A 26244-nucleotide genomic window follows, 5' to 3' on the forward strand; every position below is an offset into this window, starting at 1 on the left:
AGGATGCCTAGCTAGCTTGGGGCAACAGGTTCAAAAAGGAATCAAAATCCGCCAAGGCTTCCTGGTACTGGATTTTAGCTTGGGAACCATTACGGTCTTTGGCCGCCGCATCCAATCGTTCTAGGTGACCAAACACTTCTTTAGCCAGGGTTTTGGCTTTATCCTGATCCTTCGGTAACAAAGAACTGGCTAGCCCCAACATATCCCGGCGTAGTTGTCCTAAAGGCCCGTGGATATAGGTTTGGGTATCGACCCAATTTTGATCAGCAATCAGGCCCTGCAACCTTTTTTCCATGCCGTCCCGAGCCACGGCGATCGGATTGACGTAGACCTGCAACTGGGCAATTTTTTCTGGGCTATAGGTAGTGGGGATTTCCACCTGGGGGCTACTGCAACTAACGAGGACCGTAGTTACTAAGACCAGAATAAGGGAAAGTAACGAACGTAAACGAGACATAAGCTTGGGTTACGGTGTTATTGACATTGATGAAATTTGACAAGGAAAAGTTATCCCTGCAATTCTGTTCAATCATACGTGCTTTTCTGACCGAAAACGAGTACCAGACCACCCTAACTCCCTAGGGAGCAAGCACCCCATAAACAAGCTTGAGTATAAATAACTAATTACCCATTCCATCGCTTAATGTTGGCCGCAGCATCGGACGGCAAGTTCTCCCCAGGAATAATAGTCCATTGTTCATCAACCAAGCTTTAAAAATATTCACAAAAAATTCTTCGGTATTAGCACTATTTTCTGGGCAAACAATTGAAAAAAATAAGCTAGCATGGCTTCAATATGAGTATTAAGTAGGTTAACCATGGGTGCTGTTATCTCGGCGATCGCCGCTTTGGCTAGTTGGACAGTATTTATCACCGTTAAAAATCCTGAGAATCCCAAAATTCCTAAACTTTTACGGCCCCTGCTATTTTTTATTGCCCTACTCATGTCAGCATTATTTGTGCAACAGAGTTTAGGGCGAGCTCTGGTGGTGATTCCGGCGGGAGAAGTGGGGGTAATCGAAACTATGGGCACAGTGGATACCACTCCCCTTACCTCTGGGGTTTATTTCCTCAATCCCCTTTCCAAGGTCGTCACCTATTCCACCCGTTTGCAGGACATTAAAGAAACCGTAGATACCTCTTCCAAAGAAGGTTTGAACTTTAACATTGATGTCAGTTTGCAATATCGCCTTAACCCGGAAAAAGCTGGGGAAGTGTTTTCTAGCCTCGGCAGTGAAGAACAGCAAAGGGAAATTATTATCTCTCGCTTCCGTTCCCTCATCCGGGAAAATACGGCCAAATACGATCTAAGTTCTATCTATGGTGATAAAAGAGCTGAGATTTCCGGAGTACTGGTTCAGTCAATGAAAGAGCAATTAGAACCCCTGGGATTTGTGGTGGAAGAAGCCCTAATGAGAAATGTGATTTTGCCGGAAAATATTCAAAAAGCGATCCAAGCTAAAGTGGAAGTAGAGCAAAGTAATCAGAAAAAACAATTGGAATTAATTAGTGCCCGACGGGATGCGGAAAGAAAAATTATTGAAGCCCAAGGGGTAGCTGATTCCCAAAGAATTCTCTCCCAAAGTTTGACGGATCAAATTATTAAATTAAAGGCCATTGAAGCCACCCAGAAACTGGCGGAATCGCCCAACACCAAGGTATTAATTATGGGCTCGGGGGAGGGAAATTTGCCCATTATCATGTCGGACCCCTAACCCAACCCTGCGGCGGCATGGGCTTTAGCTAAACGAACATAGTTTTGTCCGTGGTCTAGTAGACCTTGGACCTGGCCTTCACTCACCTGTTTAATAATTTTTGCTGGTACTCCCATCACCAAAGACCGGGGGGGCACATCCTTGGTCACCACGGCTCCAGCACCGATGATACTGCCAGCACCAATGCGAACATTATCCAAAATAGTTGCTCCAATGCCGATCAAGCTACCCCGTTCAATGTGGGCGGCGTGGACCACAGCCCGGTGGCCAACGGTGACCCAATCTTCTAGTACGGTGACAATGCCCGGATCGCCGTGGAGTATGGCTCCATCTTGGATATTAGTGCCTTCCCCAATGATTATGGCTTCCAGATCCGCCCGTACCACAGCTCCGTACCAAATACTACAATCCTTGCCTAAGTGGACTTTGCCGACCACAGTGGCATTGGCTGCCACAAACGCTGCTGGGGATAAATCCGGTGGAGTAAGGTAAATGGGAAAGTTTGCGTCCATAACACCCTTGAGAGCCTGTTTGCAAAGTTTGGAATGGGGGTTAATCCCGCCAGGCACCTTTAGCAAGGGAGAAAAAAAATGAAAGTTTTTCCTTCAAGGGGGATTTAGGGCTGACCATACCACTTTTCTAACCCACTCCCACAATGAACACAAAAACAGTTTTGGGCAATTTTCCGTTATTTCGCCATACCAGCAAAAAAAATTTCGCGCTACCATTGAGGGCAACAAAATGGGACTTGGGTAGTCTAAATTTCCCAATCCTTTAGGGGGAAGTCTCTGTTTTGGTCAAGGCCCATGGCTTTTGGGTTCTTGAACGTTGTTGTTGTTGCCGCAAGGCGAAATTTTTGTTATGCACTATACCTTTGATATTTTGGGGGTAACGCCGGTTTTCACCTTTTTTAACTATCAACAAGAGGTGGAAAATAACCCCCGCCGCAGTATGGCCTACCTGGGCAGTCCCGAATGCACTTTGGATGGGCTGATTCAAGCTACAGAATTAATTCCCGACAAACCTGACTGGGACTGGGACGCAGTGGTAAAAACCATGGTTAACTTTTGGTTGCACCACGAATCCAATATTCAGACTTGGCGACGGGAAATGGCCAGTTTTAGTGAAGCAACTTTACTGGTGGCTAGGGTTGCCAATACCCATGTGCTCCGTCAAGAGTTTGAAGCTCTGCTTTAGCAACTAGGACAATGTTTGTATAGCGTTCCCGGTGTTCTCATTTCTTTTACCGGGCTGGGTTGTTCCATTGACCGCAATATTATGATGGCTTTGAGTTTGCCACCAATCGAACAAGGCTAAAGTTCTCTTTCTCTAGCTTTGCAAGAATCCAGAAGACAAACTCAGAAACCTTAATTTCCTCAACCTAATTTTTTGTTGCCGCTTTGAACTTGATAAAACCCATTTGCCAATCCATGGTTACCAGGGATGGGATCCGCTTGGACAGCGATCTTTACTATCCCAACTCCGGTGGGCCATGGCCGGCCCTGTTGATGCGGCAACCCTACGGCCGCCGTTTAGCTTCCACCCTGGTGTATGCCCATCCCCATTGGTACGCTGCCCAGGGTTATTTAGTCATTATCCAAGATGTACGGGGTCGAGGGAGTTCGGAGGGAGAATTTGATCTATTTGCCCACGAAGTAGAAGACGGCCAGGATTGCCTAGATTGGGTTTCTAAGCTACCCCAATGTGAAGGTTCTGTGGCCACCTATGGTTTTTCTTACCAGGGCATGACCCAACTGTATGCTGCTGCCAACCACCATCCGAGTTTGAAAACCATTTGCCCGGCCATGATCGCCTGGGATTTATATCAAGATTGGGCCCATGAAAATGGGGCTTTTTGTCTGCAAAATAACCTCGGCTGGGCCCTACAGTTGGCGACGGATTCTGCCAAGCGGCGGAAAGATGAGCAAACTTTTCGAAGGTTGATGCGCCTAGCAAAAAGTTACGATTTTTCTGGTTTCCAACCAGCCATTCCCGATCGCCTGGGGGAGTTGGCCCCGGATTCCTTTTACCATCAATGGATCAGTCAACCTCCAGAAGCAGATTATTGGCAACGGCGATCGCCAGATCAACGCTGGCAAATTAGGGAAAAAATTGACATTCCCGTGTTGCAAATTGGCGGTTGGTTTGATCCCCATCTGCGAGGTAATTGGCGTTTATATGCAGAATTAGAAAGATGTGGCATTCAGCAAAAAATGGTGGTGGGGCCCTGGGGGCATTTTCCCTGGGGCAGTCGGGCCGGGGGACAAAATTATGGTGAGTCTGCCATCAGTGGGGTGGATCAGTTGCAATTAGCCTGGTTTGATCATTTTCTTAAAGGGCAAGAGCCCCGCTTTAATCCAGCCAAGTTGGAGTTATTTGACCTGGGCACCAAGCAATGGCGATATTTAACTGACTTGCCCTCGACGCAACAAAGCTGGTTTTTACAATGCTCTGGTTTAGGTACTACCCAAGGCAGTGCTTTGACGGCAAAGGTCCCAGCAAGGTCAACGGAGGAAATTAGCGATGTTTGGGTTCATGATCCCTGGCGACCCGTACCCAGTTTGGGGGGGCATAGTGGTTATCCCCAGGGAGTGAAGGAAAGAAGTACTATTGATGATCGCAGTGATGTGGTTACCTATACTTCTGAGCCTTTGCAGAAAAGTTTAACCATCTGTGGTGTTCCCCAAATTTTCCTCACTTTGGAATCCGATCGCCCTAGTTTCGATGTAGCGGTGAGTTTGTCTCAATTTAGGGTCACTGGAGAAGTGTGGGCCCTCAGCCAGGGTTACTGTACTAGCTGTAAGCAAACAGCTAATTTGGAAATTTGTCTCCAGGCAATTTGTGTAACTTTGTCCCCTGGCGATTGCCTGCGCATTAGTTTAGCGGGGGCAAGCTTTCCTGCTTATCCCGTCAACCCTGGCACTGGTCAGCAGGCGGTTTTGGCGAATTTGGTTGATCAGCAAATTATTACCCTGGCTTTGGTCACCGATGGCCCAACCCAAAATCATCTGCTGTTGCCCATTCTCTCGGGGGAGTGAACAAAAGTTTTGATTATCCAAAGGCGATCGCCTTGCTGGGTTATTTCTTCTACCACTCCAGAGCCGCCGCCACAGTGGGAAAATGCTTCATAAAAATCTTCCGAGCCGCCAAAGCAATTTCCCGGTGTTCTTTTTGGGTGGCCTGGTCACAGCGGACACTGAAATAGTGGATCCAACTGCGTACAGAGCCTTTCATATATAAACGGGTAACCGTATTGAGGGGCAAAATAGAACGGGCACACTCTTTGGCAATGCCCTTAGCCAAGGCCTCTTCATAAAGTTGATGACTTTTTTCCCACACGGCTGCCTGGGCTTGGTTGAACCATTTTTTTGTGCTTTCATCAAAGTCATCTAGGGAATTTTGACGGTTTTTCACATCCTGACGACGGGCTTCATAGCACTCATATTCGGTAGCACAGGAATACCTTAGACTAAACTCCTGAAAAGAAAACGATCGATGTCTTAAAATTTGGGGGGCGATCGCCCGGGTGGTGGTAATTTCCAAGGTCATATCCACCATTTCAAAAATGCTCCAATGGCCTTCCCGGATGCAAAATTGCAATAGCTTAGTGTAGTTGGGATTTTCTTGGTTAGGACTAGAAACCCTAGCGCAGTAGGCAATTAGTCCCTCGGGGGAAAGGGGCTCCCCGTCAATGACAATTTCGGGTTTGGTGAGGGAAATGAAACGAACATCCATGGTTAAAAATAGGCCACTATGGGGAGGAGATTTATCGTTGGCCTTGGTCAATGCAGGGCAAAATCAGCATTGCCCCACAAAAAAATTCCCCAGCTATGGCCAACGGGGGACAACTTGGGGATATCAGCTTAATTGTGGTCCAACAAATTTTCTTAAGCGACCAGGTAAAATGACAAGCCCCAGGGGCGATCGCCAGTTTATTTAAAACCAACCGCCGCTTGCCACACAAAGGCCAAAGCCAAAAAGAAGAGGGGAATGACCGGCAGAACATCCACCAGGGGGTCAAAAATCTGATAGGCTTCCGGCAATTTAGCGAGCAAATAAATTGTTTCCATTATTTGAGTTTCCTGACTGACAAAGAATAAAATCTTAATTTACGGTAAATCTTATCATGATGGCCCCTTCCCCCATTAGCCGTTTTGACGAAATTCACGAAGCGGCGATCGCCTCGCACAGAGAGACATTCTCGGAACTGTAAAGGTTCTGCATTCTATGGGCCAAACAACGGGTCAGTTTTTGGGAGCTAGCCTTGATGGTGCTGGGGTCGTAGTCCCTAGCGGCGATGCCCTGGCCAAAATTAATTTCCACTGAAGTGCCTTTGCCTGGGTAGGGGTCACTGTAGGCGATCGTCACTGGGATCACTTTAATGTCAGTGTTGGGGTTTTGCTTACAAACTTCCATGGCAATGCGCCCAATACCCCGTTTGAGGGGATGGACAGTGTGTTGATCCCGAAAAATGCCCCCCTCAGGAAAAATGACCAACATTTCCCCTGCTTGGAGTAACTGCACACTATAACTCACACTACTGATTTCCGGCCTTTTCACGTCAACGGGAAATCCCCCCAAATGGCGAATAAACCAACCCTGTAAACCCTGCACTTCCGTCACCGCCACCATAAAACGGAGGTCTCGACCAGTTACCCCCCGACCGGCGGCCAAAGAAAGCAAAATTGCATCCCAACGGGAACGGTGGGTAGGGGCCAGAATAATCGGGCCACTGCGGGGTAAATGCTCCTGACCATGGATGGCGATCGGGCCAAAATACCAATGTAAAAACCTGGTGCCTAGGGGATAAATTAATTTGATTAGCCAGGGGGAAACCCTGGAAGGGCCAATGACAGCAGGGTCGATCGCCAGGGGAGAATTGGTCATGGTTACGAAAAAAATATGGGTTCTTCCTCCGACAGACGATTAAACTAGAACCTTAGTATTAATTAAATCGCTTGCCGTGGGGGGTGGTCTCTGTTTTTAAGTTAGATTAACTACTCTGGTTTGGGGACGAGCCATGGGACAGTTAAACAACAGTTGAACGGCCAAATTCCCTCCGCTATGTTGGGGGCTGAGCCTTTCAGCTACAGTGGTTAAATAATTACCCTGGGATTATATCGGCCCTATTCCTTGGCCTATTGCTATAAATAACTATGATTAGTCTTGATCAAGTCAAACAACAAATCCAAGCCGCCCTACCTGATGCCGAAGTAATGGTCAATGACCTGGGGGGAGGGGATCACCTGGAGGCCGTGGTGGTATCTTCAGCCTTTACCGGCCAGTCCCGGGTCAAACAACATCAAATGGTCTATGGTGCCCTCAAGGATGCTTTGGCTTCGGAGGCAATCCATGCCCTGGCGCTGAAAACCTTTACTCCAGAAGCCTGGGCCGTGGCCCGGCAGACTGCTTAGATTTTTCCCCTACATCGAAAATTGGCTCTTTGACATCCCCCAAAACGGCTAAAGCCAGGGGATTCCTAGACCTGTTTTCAGATAAATTTGAGTTGGGGGGTAAAATGGCAATATTTAAACAACATTAAAGTTGTTAAACTCGCCCACATCCCAATTTGTCCTTGAAGAGGAGTTGTCTGAATGAATCCGGAAACGAAAGCAAGAATTGATCAGTTGGTCACCGCCAATAAGGTGATGGTCTTTATGAAGGGCACGAAGCTGATGCCCCAGTGTGGTTTTTCCAACAATGTGGTGCAAATTCTCAATATGTTGGGTATTCCGTTTGAGACTTTAGATGTGCTGGCCGATGCGGAAATTCGTCAGGGTATTAAGGAATATTCCAATTGGCCCACCATTCCCCAGGTTTACGTCAATGGTGAATTTGTCGGTGGTTCTGACATCATGATTGAGCTCTATCAAAATGGTGAGCTGCAGGAAATGTTAGAAGTGGCCTTGGCTTCCTAGGGCTTCACATTCGGTGCATAACGCTGGCGATCGCCGTGGGGGGAAGCTCTCATCTGTGGAGGGCTTCTTTCACTCCCGCCGTTCGCCAATAAGATGGCGGAGACGGTGGGATATAATCGGACAGGCTTTCGCTAGGGCGTTGTTTGCACCTCAGCGACTTTGCTGCTTGTTTAACTCTAATTATTGTTTAACTACTTAGAAATCAATTCCCATGGCACAAGGTAAAGGTTTCGGATTCGGCCTCGGTAAAATTAAGGAATTACAGGAAGCTTTCCAAAAAGCCCAACAGGTTCAAGAAGGGGCCAAAGTGCTCCAGGAAGAACTGGAAAGAATGGAAATTCCTGGCAAAAGTGCCGATGGATTGGTGACAGTGTTGATGAGTGGCAACCAAGAACCCCTCAGTATTGAAATTGATCCCAGTGCCCTTGAAAAAGGAGCAGAAGGACTATCGGCATCCGTCACCGAAGCGATGAAAGCGGCCTATGCTGAGTCCACGGAAACCATGCGCTCTAAAATGGAAGAGTTAACCAGCGGTTTGAATTTACCCGGTATGTAGGTTCGCCGCCCTTGCCCCCAATCGGAGAGGGATCTGTGACTCGTATTCTTAAGCTCTCGCACCTTACCCCCCAACAATTAAACCAACTCAAACGTCGCTCGGAACAAAACATTGACCAAGCCCTGGCGATCGCCAAGGAAGTTATTGAGCAGGTAAAAATGGAGGGAGATGCGGGGGTTTTGCATTACAGCCGTCAGTTTGACTTCGCTGGGGCCACGGCGGAAAATTTGCGGGTGAGTGAAGCGGAATTTGCCGAAGCGGAAAAGTTGGTGGATCCTGAACTACGGCGGGCGGTGGAACACGCTTTTCGCAATATTGAAAAGGTTCATGCTGGGCAAATGCCTCCCCCCATGCACCTAGCGGAAATTGAGCCGGGGGTATTTGCGGGGGAAAAAATTACGCCTCTGCCCACGGTGGGTTTGTACGTGCCCAGGGGTAAGGGGGCTTTCCCTTCCATGATGTTGATGTTGGCGGTGCCGGCCCGGGTGGCAGGGGTAAAGAAAATTGTGGTTTGTACTCCCCCTGACAAAGAGGGAAAAGTGGAGCCGGTTTCCTTGGTCACTGCCCGCATGGCCGGAGTGGATGAGGTCTATAAATTGGGTGGTGTCCAGGCCCTTGCGGCAATCGCCTACGGCACCAAAACGGTTAGCAAAGTGGATAAGCTAATTGGCCCCTGCAGCATTTACGGTGCGGCGGCGAAAAGATTACTGTCCGGCATTGTTGATGTGGGTTTACCGGCAGGACCCAGTGAGTCCATTGTTTTAGCTGATGAAACCACTGACCCCAAGCTGGCGGCGTTGGATTTGTTGATCGAAGCGGAACACGGCTCCGACTCAGCGGCGCTGTTGGTGACCCACTCTGCAAGTTTGGCGGAAAAGGCATTGGGTTATTTAGGGGAATACCTGGAAAAACTCCCCCCCTGGCGCAAAAAGTTTTGTGAAGATGGTCTGGGTTCCTATGGCGGCATTTTGCTCACTGATAGTTTGCAAGCTTCCCTAGATTTCATTAACGATTACGCTCCGGAACATTTGCAGGTGTTGACGGCGGACCCCCTCAAATTGGTGGGCAAAATCGACAATGCGGGGGAAATTTTGCTGGGCAATTACACTCCGTCTTCAGCCGCTACCTATGCCATTGGGGTAAATGCGGTGCTTCCCACGGGAGGCTTTGCCCGTTCCTACTCGGCGGTGTCGGTGTTTGATTTCCTCAAGCGTTCTACCCTAGCTTATTTAACGGAGGAAGGTTTTGCTGGGGTGAAGGAAACGGTCACTACCCTAGCGGACTATGAGGATTTTCCAGCCCATGCCCTGGCCATACGGGAACGGGAAAATTTGCTTTAACTTAGAATTGCTGATTGCCGTATTACTTCTGAAATATTCAACAATGCCAGTTCATTTTTAAAAGATTTAAAATTATTGTTGTTATTCAGGCGATCGCCAAGCTAATCAATAGGATAAATACCGGATAGATAATTTTTGATTATTCTCTCTACCGTGTCCATTGATAGGGATTTCGCTTGTTTTTTCATTTACATTCACGTATCCATCGTTATCTAAGAAAGCGTTTGAAAATTACAAGACTAGGTATTTATCCCCCTAAATCTCCTCACTAAAGCTCCGGCTTAAAAAGGAGAATTTTACGGCAGTTCCCCCCTTCTCAAGGGGGGCTAGGGGGGATTAAACAGCCAAAACCCAACTTTCCAAATATGCTCTAAGCTCATTGAGGAATTTGTCATAAATCAACAACTTAAGATTCAGATTAATACTCCAAAATTTAATTCAATTCTAAATAATTTTTCATTAAACAATTAATCCTTATGAATAATTCTACTGTCTCTAGTATTGACATTACTCCCCAAGATAGATACAACCAACAATTACTAGCCCATGTTCATCCTCCGGACTGGATTAATCCTTCTCCTAAAGATCAATATGACCTGGTAGTTATTGGAGCTGGCACCGCTGGTTTAGTCGTAGCTGCTGGGGCAGCGGGTTTAGGTATTGGTCTTAAAGTTGCTTTAATTGAAAAGCATTTGATGGGGGGCGATTGTCTCAACTTTGGTTGCATTCCTTCTAAGGCCCTAATTAGCTCCGCAAGGGTGGTAGGAGTAATGAATAATGCTAATAGTTTAGGCATCAAAAAACCAGACAGCATTGAAATTGATTTTCCCGCTGTGATGGCGAGAATGCGTCAAATTAGGACCGGCATTAGCCACCATGACTCTGCTCAAAGATTTCGGGATTTGGGCATTGATGTTTTTCTTGGAGAAGGACATTTTGTTCGTAATAATCAAATTGAGGTGGGAGGGGCTATTCTTAACTACAAAAAAGCCATAATTGCCACTGGAGCGAAAGCGGTTAAACCTAACATTCCTGGCATAGAAGAAGTCGGATTTTTAACTAATGAAACAGTGTTTTCCTTAACGGCATGCCCCGATCGCCTAGGGGTCATTGGAGGTGGCCCGATTGGGTGTGAGTTAGCCCAAGCTTTTCAACGATTGGGGGCGCAAGTTACGCTCTTTCATCGGGGTAGTCATTTGTTGAACAAAGAAGATCCGGAAGCGGCGGCGATTGTACAGGAATCCTTAATCAAAGATGGCATTGAACTAATTTTAAACGCCAAATTGGAACGGGCAGAATTAACTGATCGGGGTAAAGTTTTGCATTACAGGGCTAATGGCGATTCTGGCACCATTGTAGTGGATGAAATTCTGGTTGGTGCAGGGCGAGCCCCTAATGTGGAGGAATTAAACTTAGAGGCTGTGGGGGTAAAATTTGATCGCCGAGGAGTGAAAGTCAACGATTATTTGCAAACTACCAGCCCGCAAATTTATGCCGCCGGGGATATTTGTATGGACTGGAAATTCACCCATGCCGCCGATGCCGCCGCCCGCATTGTGATTAAAAATACTCTCTTTTCTCCCTTCGGTTTAGGACGCAGTAAACTAAGCAGTTTAACCATGCCTTGGGTAACCTACACCGACCCAGAAATTGCCCATGTAGGATTAAATGAAACTATGGCTGAGGCCTTAGACATAGGCTATAAAATTATTAAAATTCCCTTTTCCCAGGTTGACCGGGCGATCGCCGCTGACGAGACAGAGGGATTTTTGAAAATTATCCACGTAGCCAACAGTGATGAAATTTTAGGTGCTACCATTGTTGCCTCCCATGCCGGGGAAATGATTTCTGAAATTACCACGGCTATTGTTAATAAAATTGGCTTAAGCAAATTAGCCGGGGTGATCCATCCCTATCCCACCCAGGCCGAAGCGATTAAAAAAGCCGCCGATACTTACCGCCGTACTTTGCTCACTAATAATACGAAAAATTTACTAAAACTTCTAACTAAATTTCCCAGTAAATTATTCTAGAAAACATGGTTGAAAACCCTAAAATTGTACTCAATTTAAGACTGGCCACAACAGGTTTCATAGCCTAAACTTTCTAAGATTAGATCACTAACAGCATTGGCCACTGCAAATTCACTAAAAAAACTTTCCCGAAAATCAAAAGCCTGCATTTCAGTCACAATGGCAATCACTAGGGAACCTAAATCATTTTCCCCTTCCAATCGTTGACGCACAAAAATTTGAGCGGCCCGTTCCGCAATGGTGGCATTAATTCCTTCGGGAATAAATTCTTGATTAAGCCATTGTTGTAATCCTTGACGCAACCAATCGCCCTCTTGCACAGGGTCTTGGAGTGGGGGCAACGTGATTGGGGGAATGGGTTCAACAGCCATATTTCCTGGAAACTTTGTTTATAAAATGTTAATAAAATATTGTTTAAGGGGGGCTAATTTAAAGCCATCGTAGCAGATTGGTAGATGGCCAAAAACAGCTCCAAAAGTTACTAAAATAAGAAGTAACGTTGGGCCATGGGCAACACTGATGCTGGCTCACAGGTGAGTAATTCTCCGTCGGCTCGCACTTCGTAGGTTTCTGGATCTACTTCAATGTGGGGCAAATAATTATTCAGTTTCAGATCCCGTTTGGTTAACTGGCGAATATTTTTCACCGCCACCAACGGCTTGCTCAGTCCCAATTTTTCGCCAATATCTTTTTTGGCCGCTTTTTGGGAAACAAAGGTCACACTTGTGGCGGCGATCGCCCCACCATAATTAGCAAACATCGGCTGCATATGTACTGGCTGAGGCGTGGGAATACTAGCATTGGCATCCCCCATTTGGGCGTAGGCGACTATGCCGCCTTTAATAACTAATTCGGGTTTAACCCCAAAAAAGGCGGGACTCCAGAGGCAGAGATCCGCTAACTTGCCCACTTCCACTGAACCAATCTCCTCGGAAATGCCATGGGTAATGGCAGGATTGATGGTGTATTTTGCCACGTAACGTTTGGCCCGAAGATTATCATTATTGCCTGTTTCCCCCGGTAATTGGCCCCGTTGCACTTTCATCTTGTGGGCCGTTTGCCAAGTACGACAGATAACTTCCCCCACCCGGCCCATGGCTTGGGAATCGGAAGAAATGATGCTAAAGGCCCCCAGGTCATGGAGAATATCCTCCGCCGCAATGGTTTCCCGACGGATTCGAGACTCGGCAAAGGCCACATCTTCGGGAATATTACGGTGCAGGTGATGGCACACCATTAACATGTCTAGATGTTCTTCCAGGGTGTTGATAGTGTAGGGTCGGGTGGGATTGGTGGAGGAAGGGAGAACGTTCAATTCTCCACAAATTTTGATAATGTCCGGTGCGTGGCCTCCCCCGGCTCCTTCGGTGTGATAGGTGTGAATAACTCGATTTTTCAGGGCGGCAATGGTGGTTTCCACAAATCCCGCTTCGTTGAGGGTGTCGGTGTGGATAGCCACCTGGACGTCGTAGTCTTCAGCCACGCCCAAACAGTTGTCGATCGCCGCTGGGGTGGTGCCCCAATCTTCATGGAGTTTGAGCCCGATCGCCCCGGCCTTGATTTGTTCTGCTAAGGCAGCCGGTTGACTGCCATTGCCCTTACCCAAAAAGCCCAAGTTAATGGGAAAACCATCGGCCGCCTGTAACATGCGGTGAATATTCCAAGCCCCAGGAGTGCAGGTAGTGGCCTTGGTGCCCGCCGCCGGCCCGGTGCCTCCCCCCACCAGAGTGGTAACGCCCGACGCTAAGGCCGTTTCAATCTGTTGGGGGCAAATAAAATGCACATGGGCGTCAATTCCCCCCGCCGTTAAAATCATTCCTTCCCCGGCGATCGCCTCGGTGCTGGGGCCAATGATTATGGAAACATTGTCTTGGATATGGGGGTTGCCTGCCTTACCAATGGCGTAAATGCGACCGTTCTTAATGCCCACATCAGCTTTGACAATGCCCCACCAATCCAAAATCAACGCATTGGTGATCACCACATCCACCGCCCCTTCTGCCCTGCTTAAAGGGGATTGCCCCATGCCATCCCGAATTACCTTGCCGCCACCAAACTTCACTTCATCGCCATAGGTGGCGTAATCCTGTTCTACTTCGATAAATAATTCCGTATCCGCCAGTCGTACCTTATCTCCCACTGTGGGACCAAAGGTGTGGGCGTAGCTGTGGCGGTCCATCCGATAACTCATGGTGGCTATTTCCTTGGTTAATTGGGGGGAGAAGATTCTAGTAACTGTTGCAGGCTATAGGGACAGGTTAGAGGAAAATCCACACCATGGCCGGTTTTCTCTTGCACATAGCCTAGGGCACCTTGATAAATCTGGGGCAATTCTTCCTCCAGATAATTTTTCAAGGTGGTAGTTAGACAGCGACGAAGTTGGGTGCGAAAACTTTGAATCTCAGCCCGCCAATGGTTGCCGTTACGTCCCCGTTCTTCCTGCCAGTATTGCAATAGCAGACAATGGCGAATTAACTGTTCCAACAGATAGGCGACTCGATTACGATCCTGTCTTCCCAAGCTCTCCAACTCCTCAATCAAATGAACCCAGTCCACCTCCGCCAGGGAATTTTGCCGAAATAAGCTCACCGTCACCTCAAGCCATTGGGCGGGATCTTGCTCATAAAGTTCGGACAGAACTTCGCTAGGGGAAATGGGGAATTGCAGTTGAGATTCCATTGCTGAGAAACTAACAGTCCGGAATATTTGGTTCAGTCTAGCTAAAGCCCTTAACTCTTACCAGTGGCAGGGGAATAATCGGCAATAACGGCAATGTACAACAGGTGCAAAAGCAAACCCCCTAGCCAGATGCCCGAAAGAGGTGTCAACCAAGACCAATCGGCCTTGTTTAAGTTATGAACAAACCATAGGCCAGAGTTAATCGCTAAAAATACTGCCACATGGACAGCAAAATTCATCCGGTCATCCAAACGGCGAAAGGCAGGGTCATTACGGTCGGGTTTACGGGGCCAACGAGGAGGCATAGATTACCAGTCAGGGTCACAATTAATCACTAGCCCTAATTTTAACGGCAACGGTCTGAAATCCCCGTAGATCAAGACGCAAAATTAAGCAAAATTTCAGCAAAGTTAGCGGACGGGCTCCTGCCTGGAGTGGCCAAAAAGGTGGCCCAATGTCAGCACTACAGTCGACCCAATGCCCCTATCAGTTTTTTCATCCACTCTGCACCACTCATATCACTGGCACAGGGCTGGCGCTGACTATTTCCGGCATTGGTTGGACCACTCATCGGAACTACTAAAATCCTACTCCTCCACCATAGGGATTCGCCAAAACCAATTCGTTTCTCCTCTACTTTCTTTAATTTTTCTTTGGAAATAAGCCCTTACATAGCAATAAATTGTGCTTGATACCTACAGCTATTTTTTCGTAAATTTAATGTACGATTTACTCCCGAGACTTTGCAGCAATAAATGTTAAATTTTGTATCGATATTCAACGTTTCTGTATCTAGCCATAAATAAAATTTGAGTTACAATGGGAGAAGAGTGTTTTTAAAATTAAGTGCAAAAAGTCGGTGTGATTTAAAGCAAAAAAAGTCGCTGTGTAGAAAAGGATGAAAACTATGGATGCCCAGGAAATTCTTCGGTGTTACGCGCAAGGACAAAGGGATTTTAGTCATATAAACTTGGTCAGAGTCTGTTTGTCCAATGCAAGCCTAATCGGAGCACAACTAATTTTCGTAGACCTCGGTGGTGCAAACTTAACCCGTGCACAGCTTGACAGTGCAACCTTAAAAAACGCCAATCTTGCTTTAGCTAATATGACGGAGGTGTGTTTGATTTATGCTGATTTGAGTAATGCAGACCTTAGTGGTGCAAATTTAGTGGGGGCAGATCTAACCAATGCAGATCTATCGGGGGCAAAACTAGGGGGGGCAGACTTACGAAAAGCGAACTTGTCTGAAGCTAGTCTTCGGGGAGCAGATTTGCGCGGTGTGAACTTGATCGAAGCCAACCTAACAAATACAGATTTTAGCGAGGCAGACTTAACGGGGGCTTACATAAGTGATGGCGCAGTGATTAATGTTGTCAATCTCTCCTAAGAAATCATTCATACCTTGTAGCTAGGGTAAAAAAGCTTAAGAATTAAATATTCTTAAGTATGTGTTTTTTTATTATCCAAGAGGATAAAACCATGAAACCGATGATTTGGCACCCAGAAGATAAAGATGAAAAGGTCAACAAGTATCTAGACCGCATCAACCATGAACCTTGGTTGGGATTTGTTGCTTTTTCCTTAGCATTTTTCATGGCCTTTATTTTAATAATGTTTATGGGGATTTTCTAGGAAAATGTTTGAAAAGTTCTAGGTAAGTTTCCGAAGCACGGGATTAACCATAGCCCCATGGATCTTTGTCTCACTGGTGTTAGGTAGATCGTTCGTTGACGACTTCTTAAAGCGCAACTTAAACGTTGCAAACCTTTTTAAAGGGTCACCGGGGTAACTAATTGAGCAGCCCAGATTGCTCAACCGTTTGCCAGGCGGGCCAAATTTTTCCCTGCATAAAGAGGGCGATCGCCTGGAGGCCATTAATTTCAGGGTTATCGGGAGCCAGGGCCAAGGCGGGTTTGAGGGCCTGTTCCCCCTGGTATCCTTGCCAGTCGTAAAGATGAACAAAGGCTAAATAAGCGTGGGCGTAGGGATTTTCGGGATCTAGTTTGACCAAAGATTGCAAAGCGGCGATCGCCTGGGGAGGATTTTCCTGCAATACCCGGGCCAAAACTTGGGCATAGGTTAAACGGAGAGCATCAACGGGATTTTGGCTGAGGCGATAGGTCCAACTAGCATCCCCCTGCCGCAGATAGTCGTGGCGAGGATCGTATAAATTAATCCGGTCAACCTGGGCAAAAACTGGATCTAGCCCAGCAATGCCCTGCTGCAAATTTTGCGCTAAATGGTACAGTTGGCTGACAAAATCCAATGGTGGAGCAGGCAAAGCTGGAGCATCGGCAGCTAAGGTTAGGGTAATGTCTGGTAAAGGTAAGGGTTGGGCCGTCATAGTGCTGGGATCTAGCCATTGCCCTTTTAAACGGTAATCCCCCGGAGGTAGATCCGCCTGGGGCGCCATGGCTGTCCTTTCAATTACTTCAACGGCTTGCCCATTGTCGGTAGGAAGCAATTCACCCAAACCAATGGCATGGTCATGGAGCCAAACTTGCTTAGGATCAGCAACATTTTCCCAAGTGAGCAAAACAATCCCTTCACTAAGGCGATCGCCATTGCCCTGCCAATGGTAGGTGATGGGTACGGGTTGACCGGGGGGGGCGCTGGTGGGTAAATCAACTTTGGTCAGTTGCGGCAATTCAGTATTAATTTGACTGGGTTTGACCTCCACCCTGGGTTGGCGACGGTGCCAGAGGTTCAACTCACTGCCATCGGGCAAAGGCCAGGTTTGCACAGCGGTAAAATTACCATTCTGGGCAATGGTTTCTCCCAATTCCACTTGTACTGGGTCAGCTAAATAGTTATCTCCAGTTTTTGTCAAGAACCAGTCAAAATTTTGCTGATCCTGTTGAATAATTTCCCCGTTACGACTCAATTCCCGACCGTAAGCCCGAAAATCCGCCGCCGCCCCATAATAATTCACCGTATTGGGATTAATAGCTGGGGTGTTGGGAATCACACCCAAATTAATTCTTTGCTCCGGGGTGGTTTCCATGGCAGCGGTAATGACTTCCGTGTTGGGGGCAGGCAAAACGAAATCGGGACGAAATAACACCGATGGGTTGAGGGCTTGGACAATGCCGTTGCTACCAGGAATGGGAAATAGGTTGCCGAGGGTAATCAAAATGGTGATCGCCAACGTACCCCAACGCACCCACAACCAACGACCACACCAACGGGTCAGACCGAAGGCAAGAAAAATAGCCACAATGGGCAAATAGGGCAAAATGTAGCGGTCATCCTTATTTTGAATGGCGGAGCAGATTAGATAAGTGCCACCGTAGTAATATCCCAGCCACAGCAACCCCGGTTTCGCTTCCCGCCAACTAGGTATCTGCAATGAAGCAGGAAAACGGTTCAGCAAAGACAAAATCACCCCCACCAAGGGCGGTATTAACCAGACCCAGGACAGGGCATTGGGTAAATCCTGCCAGTAGTAAGTCCAGGCGGCTAGGGTATTGACGGGAGGGTCCCCCTCCAAAGTGGCGGGGATGGCATTGGAATTTTGGGCGGTGCTGAATAGATAAATCCAGTTGGTGCGATACCAGGGATACCAAAGGGGAATGCTTGCCAGTAAACCCACTAGCAATTGGGCTAACCGTTGCCATTGCTTTGTCCAAATGCTCCACAGCCCCAAGCCCACCAAGGGAAAAAACAGATAGAAAATAATACTTTGTTTGGAGAGCAATCCCAGTCCCAACCCAACTCCAGCGGCGATCGCCCAGAGCCATTGGGAACGACGACCTTCAGCTTCTTTCCAATAGGTCAGACAGGTAAAGCTCAACAGGGTAAAAGCCAGGAGTGGACTGTCCAACAACACAATCAAACGACTATGGATTAAACGGGGAATCAAAACCATGATGGCCACTGCCCACAGACCAATTTCCCGGCTGAAGAGCTTTTTTCCCAAGCCGTACACAGAGAGAATTAAAATGCCACTCCAGAGCCAATTACTCAGTAAAGCCAGATCACTACCTGGGCCGCCTAGCCCCTGGAAAGGAGCATTGACTATGTAGGTCAAAGGGGGATATTTGGGGGACAACATCCAAAAGCTCCGCCACCATTCCCCGCTCAAAAACTCCGGCGATCGTAGGGCTTGCAAATATTCCAGGCCGTAGGATAAGTGGTTACTCTGGTCCCAAGCTGGCACCGTTTGATCCATCCCTAGCCACAGGCGATCAAGGCCGTTGCTACCAAGCCACACCATGGCCAACAGCAGGGGCACTCCCCAGGATTTAGACAAAATTTGCTTAACCATAGCAGGGGTTAGACGTAAGATGGATACCAACAGCCCATCTTTTATGATTGGGCACCGAGAGTCTTCCTGGCCTGACCCAAACGGTTAGGGTTAGGGGGGCTTACCATTTAGCATTAATCATTTTGGTAATCCTATGAGTGCAAACCTTGCCCAACTCCACCAGGCCCTGGAAAATCGTACCGCCTTAAAGGTAATTAGCGGTTTAAATAACTTCGATAGCGCCAATGTTTTAGCCGTGGCCCGGGCTGCCCAGGCTGGGGGAGCTACTTTTGTGGACATTGCAGCCGATCGCCAATTGATCCAACAGGTGCGCCACGCCATTGATTTGCCCATCTGTGTGTCGGCGGTGGAAGCAGAATTATTAGCCGAAGCGGTGGCCGCCGGAGCTGACTTGGTGGAAATTGGTAACTTTGACAGTTTTTACGCCCAGGGTCGTCGTTTTGAAGGGCCGGAAGTGTTGGCCCTCACCAAAGCCACCCGTCAATTGTTGCCCCATACTTTGCTCTCCGTTACCGTGCCCCACATCCTTGCTCTGGACGAACAGGTACAGTTAGCCGAAGCTTTAGTGGCCGCTGGAGCCGACATCATCCAAACTGAAGGGGGGACCAGTGCCGAACCCCATCACCCTGGAGTTTTGGGTTTGATTGAGAAAGCCGCTCCCACTTTGGCCGCTGCCCACGCTATCAGTCGAGCCGTTAATGTCCCCGTACTATGTGCTTCTGGCCTATCCGATGTCACCGTTCCCATGGCGATCGCTGCTGGAGCCAGTGGAGTAGGGGTTGGTTCCGCCATTAACCAATTGAACGACCAAGTGGCCATGGTGGCCGCTGTCCGTCGCCTGGCCGATGCCTTGGTGGCCCAGCCTGTGCGGGTTGCCTAACTATCGGTTTAAGTTCGACTAAATAGGTTAGACGCCCCCGGTTCCCTCAAACTTGTGAGGAAAATAGATAAAAATCCTCCAATATTTGGGGGATTTGGGGGCAAACCCAAACTTTGCAAGGGGGAGTGTTAAAACCACTATGCCCCTCGACAAATGCAAAATGTATCAAAATTCCTGCTAACTAACTCCAGGAGCGACAACTGATTCAGTTTCAGTTTTGAACAGTGAAGCCATAATATTCTGCGCCATCTGGGCTGGGGTTAAACCAAGGTCAACGGTGGATTGTTCCGGAGTGGCATGGTCCACAAGTATGTCGGGCACCCCTAAACGTTTCAAGGGCACCAACACGTTGTTATCCATCAGGGCCTCCGCCACTGCTGAGCCAAAGCCCCCCATGAGGCAACCTTCTTCCATGGTCACCACTTTGCCGATGCGCTCGGCCAAGGGCAAAATTAATTCCGTATCTAGTGGTTTAACAAAGCGGGCATTAACCACCGTTGCTTCGATGCCGTGTTCGTGGAGTAATTCCGCTGTTTGCAGAGCGGGATAGACCATGGAGCCGTAGCCCAACAGAAGCACATCATCCCCCGACCGGAGAATTTCAGCTTTACCAATTTCCAGCGGTTCCCAACCTTCCTCCATCAGGGGCACCCCGATGCCATTACCCCGGGGATAACGCATGGCGATCGCCCCACCGGTGTAGTTAACCCCAGTAACCAGCATTTGTTGTAACTCTGCTTCATCCTTGGGAGCCATCAGCACCAGATTGGGAATGCAACGGAGATAGGCAATGTCATACATCCCTTGGTGGGTGGGCCCATCCGCCCCCACAATGCCCGCCCGGTCTAGGCAGAAAAATACGGGTAATTTTTGAATACAAACGTCATGGATAATCTGGTCGTAACCCCGTTGCAAAAAGGTGGAATAGATGGCCACCACTGGACGAATGCCCTCGCAGGCCATGCCCGCCGCCAAAGTAACTGCGTGTTGTTCCGCAATGCCCACGTCCACATACTGCTTGGGTAGCTTGGCCTGGAGTTTATCTAGCCCTGTCCCCGTCGCCATAGCAGCCGTGATACCGACAATGTTGGGATTTTCCTTGGCCAGGGTAGTCAACGTATGGGCAAAAACCTTGGAATAGCTGGGGGGTTTCGGCTTACTAGAAGGATAGGCCTTACCGGTGGAAAGGTTGAAAGGACTTTGGGCGTGGTAGCCTACTTGATCCTTTTCGGCTAAGTCATAACCCTTGCCCTTGGTGGTGGAAACATGGACAAACACCGGACCAGGCACTTTTTCCGCTTGTTTAAAGGTATCGATTAATTCCTGTAAACTATGACCGTCAATGGGACCAAAATATTTAAATCCTAGTTCTTCAATCACCGCTCCCACTTTGGGGACAACAAGACGTTTCATTCCCTCCTTGACCCTTTCCATCTCCGGGGTGAGGGAATCCCCCACAAAGGGCAAGTGTTTGATCTGTTCCTCCAGATTGTCCGTCAAAAACTGCATCGGACTGCTGAGGCGGACTTTATTTAAATAACGGGAAATGGCTCCCACGTTGGGGGAAATGGACATCTCATTGTCATTGAGAATCACCATTAGTCTGGTATGGGGCAAATGCCCGGCATGGTTGATTGCCTCCAAGGCCATGCCCCCGGTTAAAGCACCATCGCCAATGATGGAAACTACTTTAAAATCTTCCCCCTTGGCATCTCGAGCTAAAGCCATGCCCAAACCAGCGGAAATACTTGTGGAAGCGTGCCCAGCACCAAAATGGTCAAAACGACTTTCAGAGCGTTTGAGGTAACCAGCCACCCCATCTTTTTGCCGCAGGGTATGGAAATCATGGTAACGTCCCGTCAACATTTTGTGGGGATAGGCTTGGTGTCCCACATCCCAAATCACCCGGTCTTTGTCTAAATCAAGAGTGGAATATAGGGCCACCGTCAGTTCCACCACTCCCAACCCAGGCCCCAGATGACCGCCGCTGGTGGCCACAGTTTGGAGATGTTTTTCTCGGATTTGCCGGGAAACTTCCTCCAGCTCACGGATAGATAAACCCTTTAACTCATTGGGGTGGGTCAGTTCGCTGATGTGCATGGTGGATTGGGACTAACGATGGCTAAATTATGGAACTTTTTTCAGACTTCTCACACTTTAACCCATTGGGTGAAGGGAAGTTAGGTTGGAAAACCCCAGTCACAGTCTGGACAAAACATTCGGTGAACCAATGATGAATCCCCATTGAGAAGGCTGGGGAAAAGGGTAGCGAAGATGTCATAATTTTTAACAAAGATTACTAAAGATTTACCCCCAGTTCTCTGCTGTAGTAGCCATGAGTGAGCGTCCCCCTGAAAAGACCCTGGCGGAGTTGGCATCCCCAAACCATGAATGCCGGGCCTGCGGTTATGTTTACATTCCCAGCCAAGGGGATCAAAAGACTAGTGTTTCCCCCGGCACTCCCTTTGAGGCCCTACCCCTTAATTGGAAATGTCCGGTGTGTGGCGCCCCCCGCAACTACTTCATCAGCACCGGGGAGACCGATGCTCCCTCTGGTTTTGCCGAGAACCTTAACTACGGTTTTGGTTTTAACCGTATGAGTGGTGGTAAAAAGAATTTACTAATTTTCGGTAGTCTTTTCGTCATTTTCCTATTTTTCCTGAGCCTTTACGGCATGGGATAAGGCTTCAATTTTCCCTCTGAGCCCTTGCTGTACTCGTTGATTATTCCTGTTCACAATGCCTGTTAAATTCCCCAGTTTGAAGTTTGAGCAACTAAAGCAACTTGTCCTAGTGGCGGCGATCGCCGTTTTCTGTGTGAGCTGCAGCCATGTGCCGGATTTGGCCTTCAATCCATGGCAAGAAATTGCTTTAGAAACAGATTCTACCTTTGCGGATATTGCCTTCACGGAAGATCCGAACCATGGTTGGCTGGTGGGTACCAAGGAGACTATTTTTGAAACCACCGATGGCGGTGACACCTGGGAGCAGAAGCTGATTGACCTAGGGGAAGAAAAGGCTAGTTTTTCCGCCGTTAGTTTCTCTGGCAACGAGGGATGGATCACAGGTAAACCTTCCATTTTGCTCCACACCACCGATGGGGGCCAAACCTGGGCCCGCATTCCCTTGAGTGAGAAACTGCCCGGTGCTCCCTACAGTATTATTGCCCTGGGACCCCAGACGGCGGAGATGATTACGGATTTGGGCGCTATTTACAAAACCACCAATGGGGGCAAAAACTGGAAAGCTTTGGTGGAGGGGGCCGTAGGAGTAGCCCGCACCATTCAACGATCAACCGATGGCCGTTATGTGGCGGTGTCAGCCCGGGGTAATTTTTATTCCACCTGGGCACCGGGACAAACGGAATGGACTCCCCATAACCGCAATTCTTCCCGACGCTTACAGACCATGGGCTATGGCAAGGACGGTCAACTATGGCTGTTGGCCCGGGGGGGACAACTCCAGTTCAGCACCGATCCCGATGCAGAGGAATGGAGCGATGTGATTGCTCCCCAGGATAAAGGTAGTTGGGGTCTGCTCGATCTGTCTTTCCGTACCCCTGAAGAAGTATGGGTAGCGGGGGCCAGCGGTAACCTCTTGATGAGTCAAGACGGGGGGCAAACCTGGGCCAAGGACACTGGGGTAGAAGATATTCCAGCCAATCTTTATCGGGTGGTGTTCCTCAGTCCGGAAAAAGGATTTGTGTTGGGGCAGGATGGGATTTTGCTCAAATATAACCCCAGCACCGAGGTGGCAATGGTTCCCTAGGCGGCTCACAAAATAGTAGACTAGACTCTACTTGCTTTGCATTTGTCAGTCAATGTTGTTTTGAAAAATTGAAGGAGAACACAAAATGTCAGGGACTACCGGCGAGCGTCCATTTTCCGATATTGTCACCAGCATTCGCTACTGGGTGATCCACAGCATCACCATCCCGATGTTGTTTATTGCTGGTTGGTTGTTTGTCAGCACGGGCTTAGCCTACGATGCTTTTGGCACTCCCCGCCCCGATGAATATTTCACCCAGACCCGTCAAGAGTTGCCCATTCTCCAGGAACGCTACGACATTAATCAGGAAATTCAAGAGTTTAATCAATAAAACATTTAATTGTTCTTTTTTAGTTGGTAATTAACAATGGCAACCCAAAATCCTAATCAACCGGTTACTTATCCCATTTTTACGGTGCGCTGGCTGGCGGTTCACACCCTGGCGGTGCCCTCTGTCTTCTTTGTCGGGGCGATCGCCGCGATGCAATTTATTCAACGCTAGGAGTTTTTCATGGACAGAAATTCAAACCCAAACCGCCAACCGGTGGAATTGAACCGCACTTCTTTATACCTGGGTCTATTGTTGGTGGCTGTGTTGGGGATTTTGTTCTCCAGCTATTTCTTTAACTAAACTTTTTTAATACGCAATTTAGGAGGCATGGTATGTTCGCAGAAGGCAGAATCCCTTTGTGGGTGGTGGGTGTAGTGGCCGGTATTGGCGCCATTGGTGTTCTAGGGTTATTTTTCTACGGAGCCTATGCTGGTTTAGGTTCTTCCATGTAATCGAGGGCTAGCCGCCACACAATATCATGGTTTTAAGGTGGGCTTGGCCCACTTTTTTTATGGCAATTTTTCCTCCCAAAATAGATGACAATGGCAATGCAACCCCAAACTTTGGTGATTAAAATTGGTACTTCTAGCCTAGCTCGTCCGGAAACGGGTCAGTTGGCCCTCTCCACCATTGCCGCTTTGGTGGAAACTGTATGCAAGTTGATCGGCCAAGGCCATCGGGTGGTGCTAGTCTCCTCTGGAGCCATAGGAGTAGGTTGTAGTCGTTTGGGCCTGACAGAAAGGCCAAAAAAAATGGCCTTAAAGCAGGCGATCGCCGCTGTGGGCCAGGGCAGATTAATGCGGACCTATGACGACCTTTTTAGTAGCCTCCGGCAACCCATTGCCCAAATTTTGCTCACCAGACGGGAATTAATTGAGCGTACCGCCTATGTCAACGCCTACAACACGTTCCAAGCTCTGTTTGAGTTGGGGGTGATTGCCATTGTCAATGAAAACGACACGGTGGCGATCGATGAACTAAAATTTGGCGACAATGATACTTTGTCGGCTTTAGTGGCCAGCTTGGTGGAAGCGGATTGGCTATTTTTGCTCACTGACGTTGACCGCCTTTATTCCAGTGACCCCCGTTTAGATCCCGATGCCTATCCCATTCCCCTAGTCAAAGCCGCGGAATTAGCCCAATTACAAGTCCGCACCGATAGCACTGGTTCCGCCTGGGGCACCGGCGGCATGGCCACCAAAATCACCGCTGCCCGCATTGCTACGGGATCAGGAGTCCGCACCGTCATCACCCATGGCCAAAAACCTGAGCAAATTTTAGCCATCCTCCAGGGAGCTAATTTGGGCACTCAGTTTGAAGCCCAACCCCGCTCCGATAATGCTCGTAAACGTTGGATCGCCTATGGTTTAGTGCCCACCGGGAAAATTTTCATTGACGCTGGGGCGGTCCAGGCCCTCAAAGCTAGGGGCAAATCCCTATTGGCGATCGGGGTGGTTGCCCTAGAAGGGGAATTCAGTGCCACCGATGCCGTCATAATCTGTGATCCCCAGGGTCAAGAATTAGGGCGGGGATTAGTTAATTACAACTGTAACGAGCTAGAAAAAATTAAGGGACTCCATTCCGAGGCGATCGCCGCAGTGTTAGGCTACGTGGGGCCAGATACAGTGATCCATCGAGATAATTTAGTATTACAAGAAAATTAGAAGAGTCTGAAGACAGACAAATGATTTTACGAATTATTTTTGTCCCAACCCGGTATGTTGGCAGAATTAATCCCAGATATTGAAGAAAGTTGGGAGTTCGCCTATCGCTCTTCTATCATTGTAGGAAGGATAAAACAGAGAAGAGAGGGTGAAAGGCAGAGGTGATATATGGTTGCCCCCGTCAAGCAAAAGAAACAGTACAGTTTATCGACAAATATTGTGAAAGCTACAGAGACTTACTTTCCAGAAGTAAGAAGCTTTGAGTACTTTAAATATTTGCATCTAGGATTAATAGCGAATATCAGGAGAAAAACATTTCCAGAAATAGCCAGGGTAGTATAGCAAAATCGCATAGACAAAGTTATTCAAGATTACTGCATAGCCTAGTGCCTCATAGTTATACTAATTAGTTATATTTCTCGCAGGTCCAACTCTCTAGGACGCCCAAATCCTTTCGGTGCTGGTAACTTGGGCTCGATTATCTTCCAATCCTCATCACTCATGTCACTGGCGTATAGCTTGCGCTGAGGATTAACTACGTTCGGCAAATTGCTCATCGACAATACTCAATTTTTATCTTTTCACCATAAAAAACAGATTTTTCCTATCCTCTTTTCTTTATATTTTCTTTAGAAATCACTTCTAAGGAATCATTTATTGTTAAGCGGAACCAAAGATTACGCTGATGCAATGAATGAACAAATGAAAGCGATTATCTCTATGCGAAATAACAGGGTTATAATTCGTCAATCTAGGGAATTCGCTTTTAATCGTGCCCTTCGTCAACCAATAAGAACATGGGCAAGTAGTGGAATTTGTTTATACCCCTATGATCAAGTGCAGAAGTGTTGAACGATAGTTATAAAGAGAAAAAAGCTCTTTAAAATGATAGAATAAAGGGCAGAAATATTAGAATAATTGAAGCGATGATATCAAATTTTGGACATATTGTAAAAACTTATCTATCTAATTTTCCTAAACATGACTACCCAGTATTAGACACATTTAAGTTTGTGAGTATCTGGTTAGGATTAGTGTTAGACCAGAGCCAGACAAGCATGAGGAGTATGTTTAAAAGACTGAACTTACGAGGA

29 protein-coding genes and 1 pseudogene are annotated in these 26244 nt (G+C 47.9%); 19 read left to right on the plus strand and 11 right to left on the minus strand.

Features of this window, described 5'->3' with window-relative positions; translation table 11 throughout:
* Window positions 1-7: 7 nt before the first annotated feature.
* Window positions 8-457: a photosystem II protein PsbQ gene (gene psbQ / locus H6G46_RS05825; RefSeq protein ID WP_010871697.1), complete on the minus strand. Its 450-nt coding sequence runs from the start codon at window positions 455-457 to the stop codon at window positions 8-10.
* A 361-nt stretch (window positions 458-818) separates the two neighbouring features.
* Between psbQ and H6G46_RS05830 the strand changes: the two genes are divergently transcribed.
* Window positions 819-1715 carry a prohibitin family protein gene (locus tag H6G46_RS05830; protein WP_010871698.1) on the plus strand — a complete coding sequence of 299 codons (897 nt, stop codon included), beginning with the start codon at window positions 819-821 and terminating at the stop codon, window positions 1713-1715.
* Here the strand turns inward: H6G46_RS05830 and H6G46_RS05835 are convergent.
* Complete coding sequence (locus tag H6G46_RS05835; protein WP_010871699.1) at window positions 1712-2284, minus strand: gamma carbonic anhydrase family protein; 573 nt, start codon at window positions 2282-2284, stop codon at window positions 1712-1714. The genes H6G46_RS05830 and H6G46_RS05835 overlap by 4 nt on opposite strands.
* Before the next feature lie 292 nt (window positions 2285-2576).
* On the opposite strand from H6G46_RS05835, the gene H6G46_RS05840 reads away from it, so the two are divergent.
* A complete protein-coding gene (locus tag H6G46_RS05840) occupies window positions 2577-2912 on the plus strand; it encodes a hypothetical protein (protein ID WP_010871700.1) in 336 nt (111 codons plus the stop codon).
* Window positions 2913-3145: 233 nt separating this feature from the next.
* A complete protein-coding gene (locus tag H6G46_RS05845; RefSeq protein ID WP_010871701.1) occupies window positions 3146-4753 on the plus strand; it encodes a CocE/NonD family hydrolase in 1608 nt (535 codons plus the stop codon).
* Window positions 4754-4802: 49 nt separating this feature from the next.
* Here H6G46_RS05845 and thyX read toward each other — a convergent pair whose 3' ends face one another.
* The 3 genes from thyX to H6G46_RS05860 form a co-directional block, all read right to left on the minus strand.
* Window positions 4803-5450: an FAD-dependent thymidylate synthase gene (gene thyX, locus H6G46_RS05850; protein ID WP_010871702.1), complete on the minus strand. Its 648-nt coding sequence runs from the start codon at window positions 5448-5450 to the stop codon at window positions 4803-4805.
* Between the two features lie 197 nt (window positions 5451-5647).
* Window positions 5648-5785: a photosystem II reaction center protein K gene (locus tag H6G46_RS05855; protein ID WP_010871703.1), complete on the minus strand. Its 138-nt coding sequence runs from the start codon at window positions 5783-5785 to the stop codon at window positions 5648-5650.
* A gap of 94 nt (window positions 5786-5879) precedes the next feature.
* Window positions 5880-6602, minus strand: a complete 723-nt coding sequence (locus H6G46_RS05860) for a 1-acyl-sn-glycerol-3-phosphate acyltransferase (protein ID WP_010871704.1) — start codon at window positions 6600-6602, stop codon at window positions 5880-5882.
* A gap of 269 nt (window positions 6603-6871) precedes the next feature.
* Here H6G46_RS05860 and H6G46_RS05865 point away from each other — a divergent pair, with 269 nt between their 5' ends.
* The 5 genes from H6G46_RS05865 (at window position 6872) to H6G46_RS05885 (ending at window position 11562) form a co-directional block, all read left to right on the plus strand.
* The gene (locus tag H6G46_RS05865) at window positions 6872-7129 is read left to right on the plus strand and encodes a BolA family transcriptional regulator (RefSeq protein ID WP_010871705.1); all 258 of its coding nucleotides are present in this window, start codon (window positions 6872-6874) and stop codon (window positions 7127-7129) included.
* 180 nt (window positions 7130-7309) lie between these two features.
* Entirely contained in the window at window positions 7310-7633 is a 324-nt protein-coding gene (gene grxD / locus H6G46_RS05870) for a Grx4 family monothiol glutaredoxin (protein ID WP_010871706.1), read from the plus strand.
* Window positions 7634-7844: 211 nt separating this feature from the next.
* Window positions 7845-8189, plus strand: coding sequence for a YbaB/EbfC family nucleoid-associated protein (locus tag H6G46_RS05875; RefSeq protein ID WP_010871707.1), 345 nt, complete (start codon window positions 7845-7847; stop codon window positions 8187-8189).
* Window positions 8190-8224: 35 nt separating this feature from the next.
* Window positions 8225-9529 (plus strand): histidinol dehydrogenase, encoded by a 1305-nt coding sequence (gene hisD / locus H6G46_RS05880; protein WP_010871708.1) that lies wholly within the window; start codon window positions 8225-8227, stop codon window positions 9527-9529.
* 476 nt (window positions 9530-10005) lie between these two features.
* Window positions 10006-11562: a mercuric reductase gene (locus H6G46_RS05885; RefSeq protein WP_010871709.1), complete on the plus strand. Its 1557-nt coding sequence runs from the start codon at window positions 10006-10008 to the stop codon at window positions 11560-11562.
* 35 nt (window positions 11563-11597) lie between these two features.
* On the opposite strand, the gene H6G46_RS05890 is transcribed toward H6G46_RS05885, so the two are convergent.
* The 4 genes from H6G46_RS05890 to H6G46_RS05905 all read right to left on the minus strand — a co-directional run bounded on the left by H6G46_RS05890 (window position 11598) and on the right by H6G46_RS05905 (window position 14546).
* Window positions 11598-11933: a hypothetical protein gene (locus H6G46_RS05890; RefSeq protein ID WP_010871710.1), complete on the minus strand. Its 336-nt coding sequence runs from the start codon at window positions 11931-11933 to the stop codon at window positions 11598-11600.
* A gap of 110 nt (window positions 11934-12043) precedes the next feature.
* The gene (gene ureC, locus H6G46_RS05895) at window positions 12044-13753 is read right to left on the minus strand and encodes an urease subunit alpha (RefSeq protein ID WP_010871711.1); all 1710 of its coding nucleotides are present in this window, start codon (window positions 13751-13753) and stop codon (window positions 12044-12046) included.
* 17 nt (window positions 13754-13770) lie between these two features.
* Window positions 13771-14241, minus strand: coding sequence for a DUF29 domain-containing protein (locus H6G46_RS05900; RefSeq protein WP_010871712.1), 471 nt, complete (start codon window positions 14239-14241; stop codon window positions 13771-13773).
* Between the two features lie 50 nt (window positions 14242-14291).
* Window positions 14292-14546, minus strand: coding sequence for a 2TM domain-containing protein (locus H6G46_RS05905; protein ID WP_010871713.1), 255 nt, complete (start codon window positions 14544-14546; stop codon window positions 14292-14294).
* 593 nt (window positions 14547-15139) lie between these two features.
* Between H6G46_RS05905 and H6G46_RS05910 the strand changes: the two genes are divergently transcribed.
* Together H6G46_RS05910 and H6G46_RS05915 are read left to right on the plus strand one after the other, a co-directional pair.
* Window positions 15140-15628 (plus strand): pentapeptide repeat-containing protein, encoded by a 489-nt coding sequence (locus tag H6G46_RS05910; protein WP_010871714.1) that lies wholly within the window; start codon window positions 15140-15142, stop codon window positions 15626-15628.
* Between the two features lie 92 nt (window positions 15629-15720).
* Window positions 15721-15873: a hypothetical protein gene (locus H6G46_RS05915; protein WP_020861463.1), complete on the plus strand. Its 153-nt coding sequence runs from the start codon at window positions 15721-15723 to the stop codon at window positions 15871-15873.
* Between the two features lie 157 nt (window positions 15874-16030).
* Here the strand turns inward: H6G46_RS05915 and H6G46_RS05920 are convergent, their stop codons facing one another.
* Window positions 16031-18508, minus strand: coding sequence for a phospholipid carrier-dependent glycosyltransferase (locus tag H6G46_RS05920; RefSeq protein ID WP_010871716.1), 2478 nt, complete (start codon window positions 18506-18508; stop codon window positions 16031-16033).
* A 133-nt stretch (window positions 18509-18641) separates the two neighbouring features.
* On the opposite strand from H6G46_RS05920, the gene H6G46_RS05925 reads away from it, so the two are divergent.
* Window positions 18642-19388: a DUF561 domain-containing protein gene (locus H6G46_RS05925; RefSeq protein WP_010871717.1), complete on the plus strand. Its 747-nt coding sequence runs from the start codon at window positions 18642-18644 to the stop codon at window positions 19386-19388.
* Between the two features lie 177 nt (window positions 19389-19565).
* Here H6G46_RS05925 and dxs read toward each other — a convergent pair whose 3' ends face one another.
* On the minus strand, window positions 19566-21488 hold the full coding sequence (dxs, locus tag H6G46_RS05930) for a 1-deoxy-D-xylulose-5-phosphate synthase (protein ID WP_010871718.1): 1923 nt from the start codon (window positions 21486-21488) through the stop codon (window positions 19566-19568).
* A gap of 235 nt (window positions 21489-21723) precedes the next feature.
* Between dxs and H6G46_RS05935 the strand changes: the two genes are divergently transcribed.
* The 8 genes and pseudogenes from H6G46_RS05935 to H6G46_RS05970 form a co-directional block, all read left to right on the plus strand.
* A complete protein-coding gene (locus H6G46_RS05935; protein WP_010871719.1) occupies window positions 21724-22071 on the plus strand; it encodes a rubredoxin in 348 nt (115 codons plus the stop codon).
* Between the two features lie 55 nt (window positions 22072-22126).
* Window positions 22127-23155: a photosynthesis system II assembly factor Ycf48 gene (locus H6G46_RS05940; protein WP_010871720.1), complete on the plus strand. Its 1029-nt coding sequence runs from the start codon at window positions 22127-22129 to the stop codon at window positions 23153-23155.
* A gap of 85 nt (window positions 23156-23240) precedes the next feature.
* The gene (gene psbE / locus H6G46_RS05945; RefSeq protein ID WP_010871721.1) at window positions 23241-23486 is read left to right on the plus strand and encodes a cytochrome b559 subunit alpha; all 246 of its coding nucleotides are present in this window, start codon (window positions 23241-23243) and stop codon (window positions 23484-23486) included.
* Between the two features lie 36 nt (window positions 23487-23522).
* Complete coding sequence (gene psbF, locus H6G46_RS05950) at window positions 23523-23657, plus strand: cytochrome b559 subunit beta (RefSeq protein ID WP_010871722.1); 135 nt, start codon at window positions 23523-23525, stop codon at window positions 23655-23657.
* Between the two features lie 9 nt (window positions 23658-23666).
* On the plus strand, window positions 23667-23786 hold the full coding sequence (locus tag H6G46_RS05955; RefSeq protein WP_010871723.1) for a photosystem II reaction center protein L: 120 nt from the start codon (window positions 23667-23669) through the stop codon (window positions 23784-23786).
* A 32-nt stretch (window positions 23787-23818) separates the two neighbouring features.
* On the plus strand, window positions 23819-23938 hold the full coding sequence (locus H6G46_RS05960) for a photosystem II reaction center protein J (protein WP_010871724.1): 120 nt from the start codon (window positions 23819-23821) through the stop codon (window positions 23936-23938).
* 84 nt (window positions 23939-24022) lie between these two features.
* The gene (gene proB / locus H6G46_RS05965; RefSeq protein WP_010871725.1) at window positions 24023-25150 is read left to right on the plus strand and encodes a glutamate 5-kinase; all 1128 of its coding nucleotides are present in this window, start codon (window positions 24023-24025) and stop codon (window positions 25148-25150) included.
* A gap of 926 nt (window positions 25151-26076) precedes the next feature.
* Window positions 26077-26244 (plus strand): annotated as a pseudogene (locus H6G46_RS05970) (IS4 family transposase); the annotation flags it as partial.

Origin of the sequence: Synechocystis sp. FACHB-908 (genome assembly GCF_014698595.1) — a bacterium.
Classification (GTDB): Bacteria; Cyanobacteriota; Cyanobacteriia; order Cyanobacteriales; family Microcystaceae; genus Synechocystis.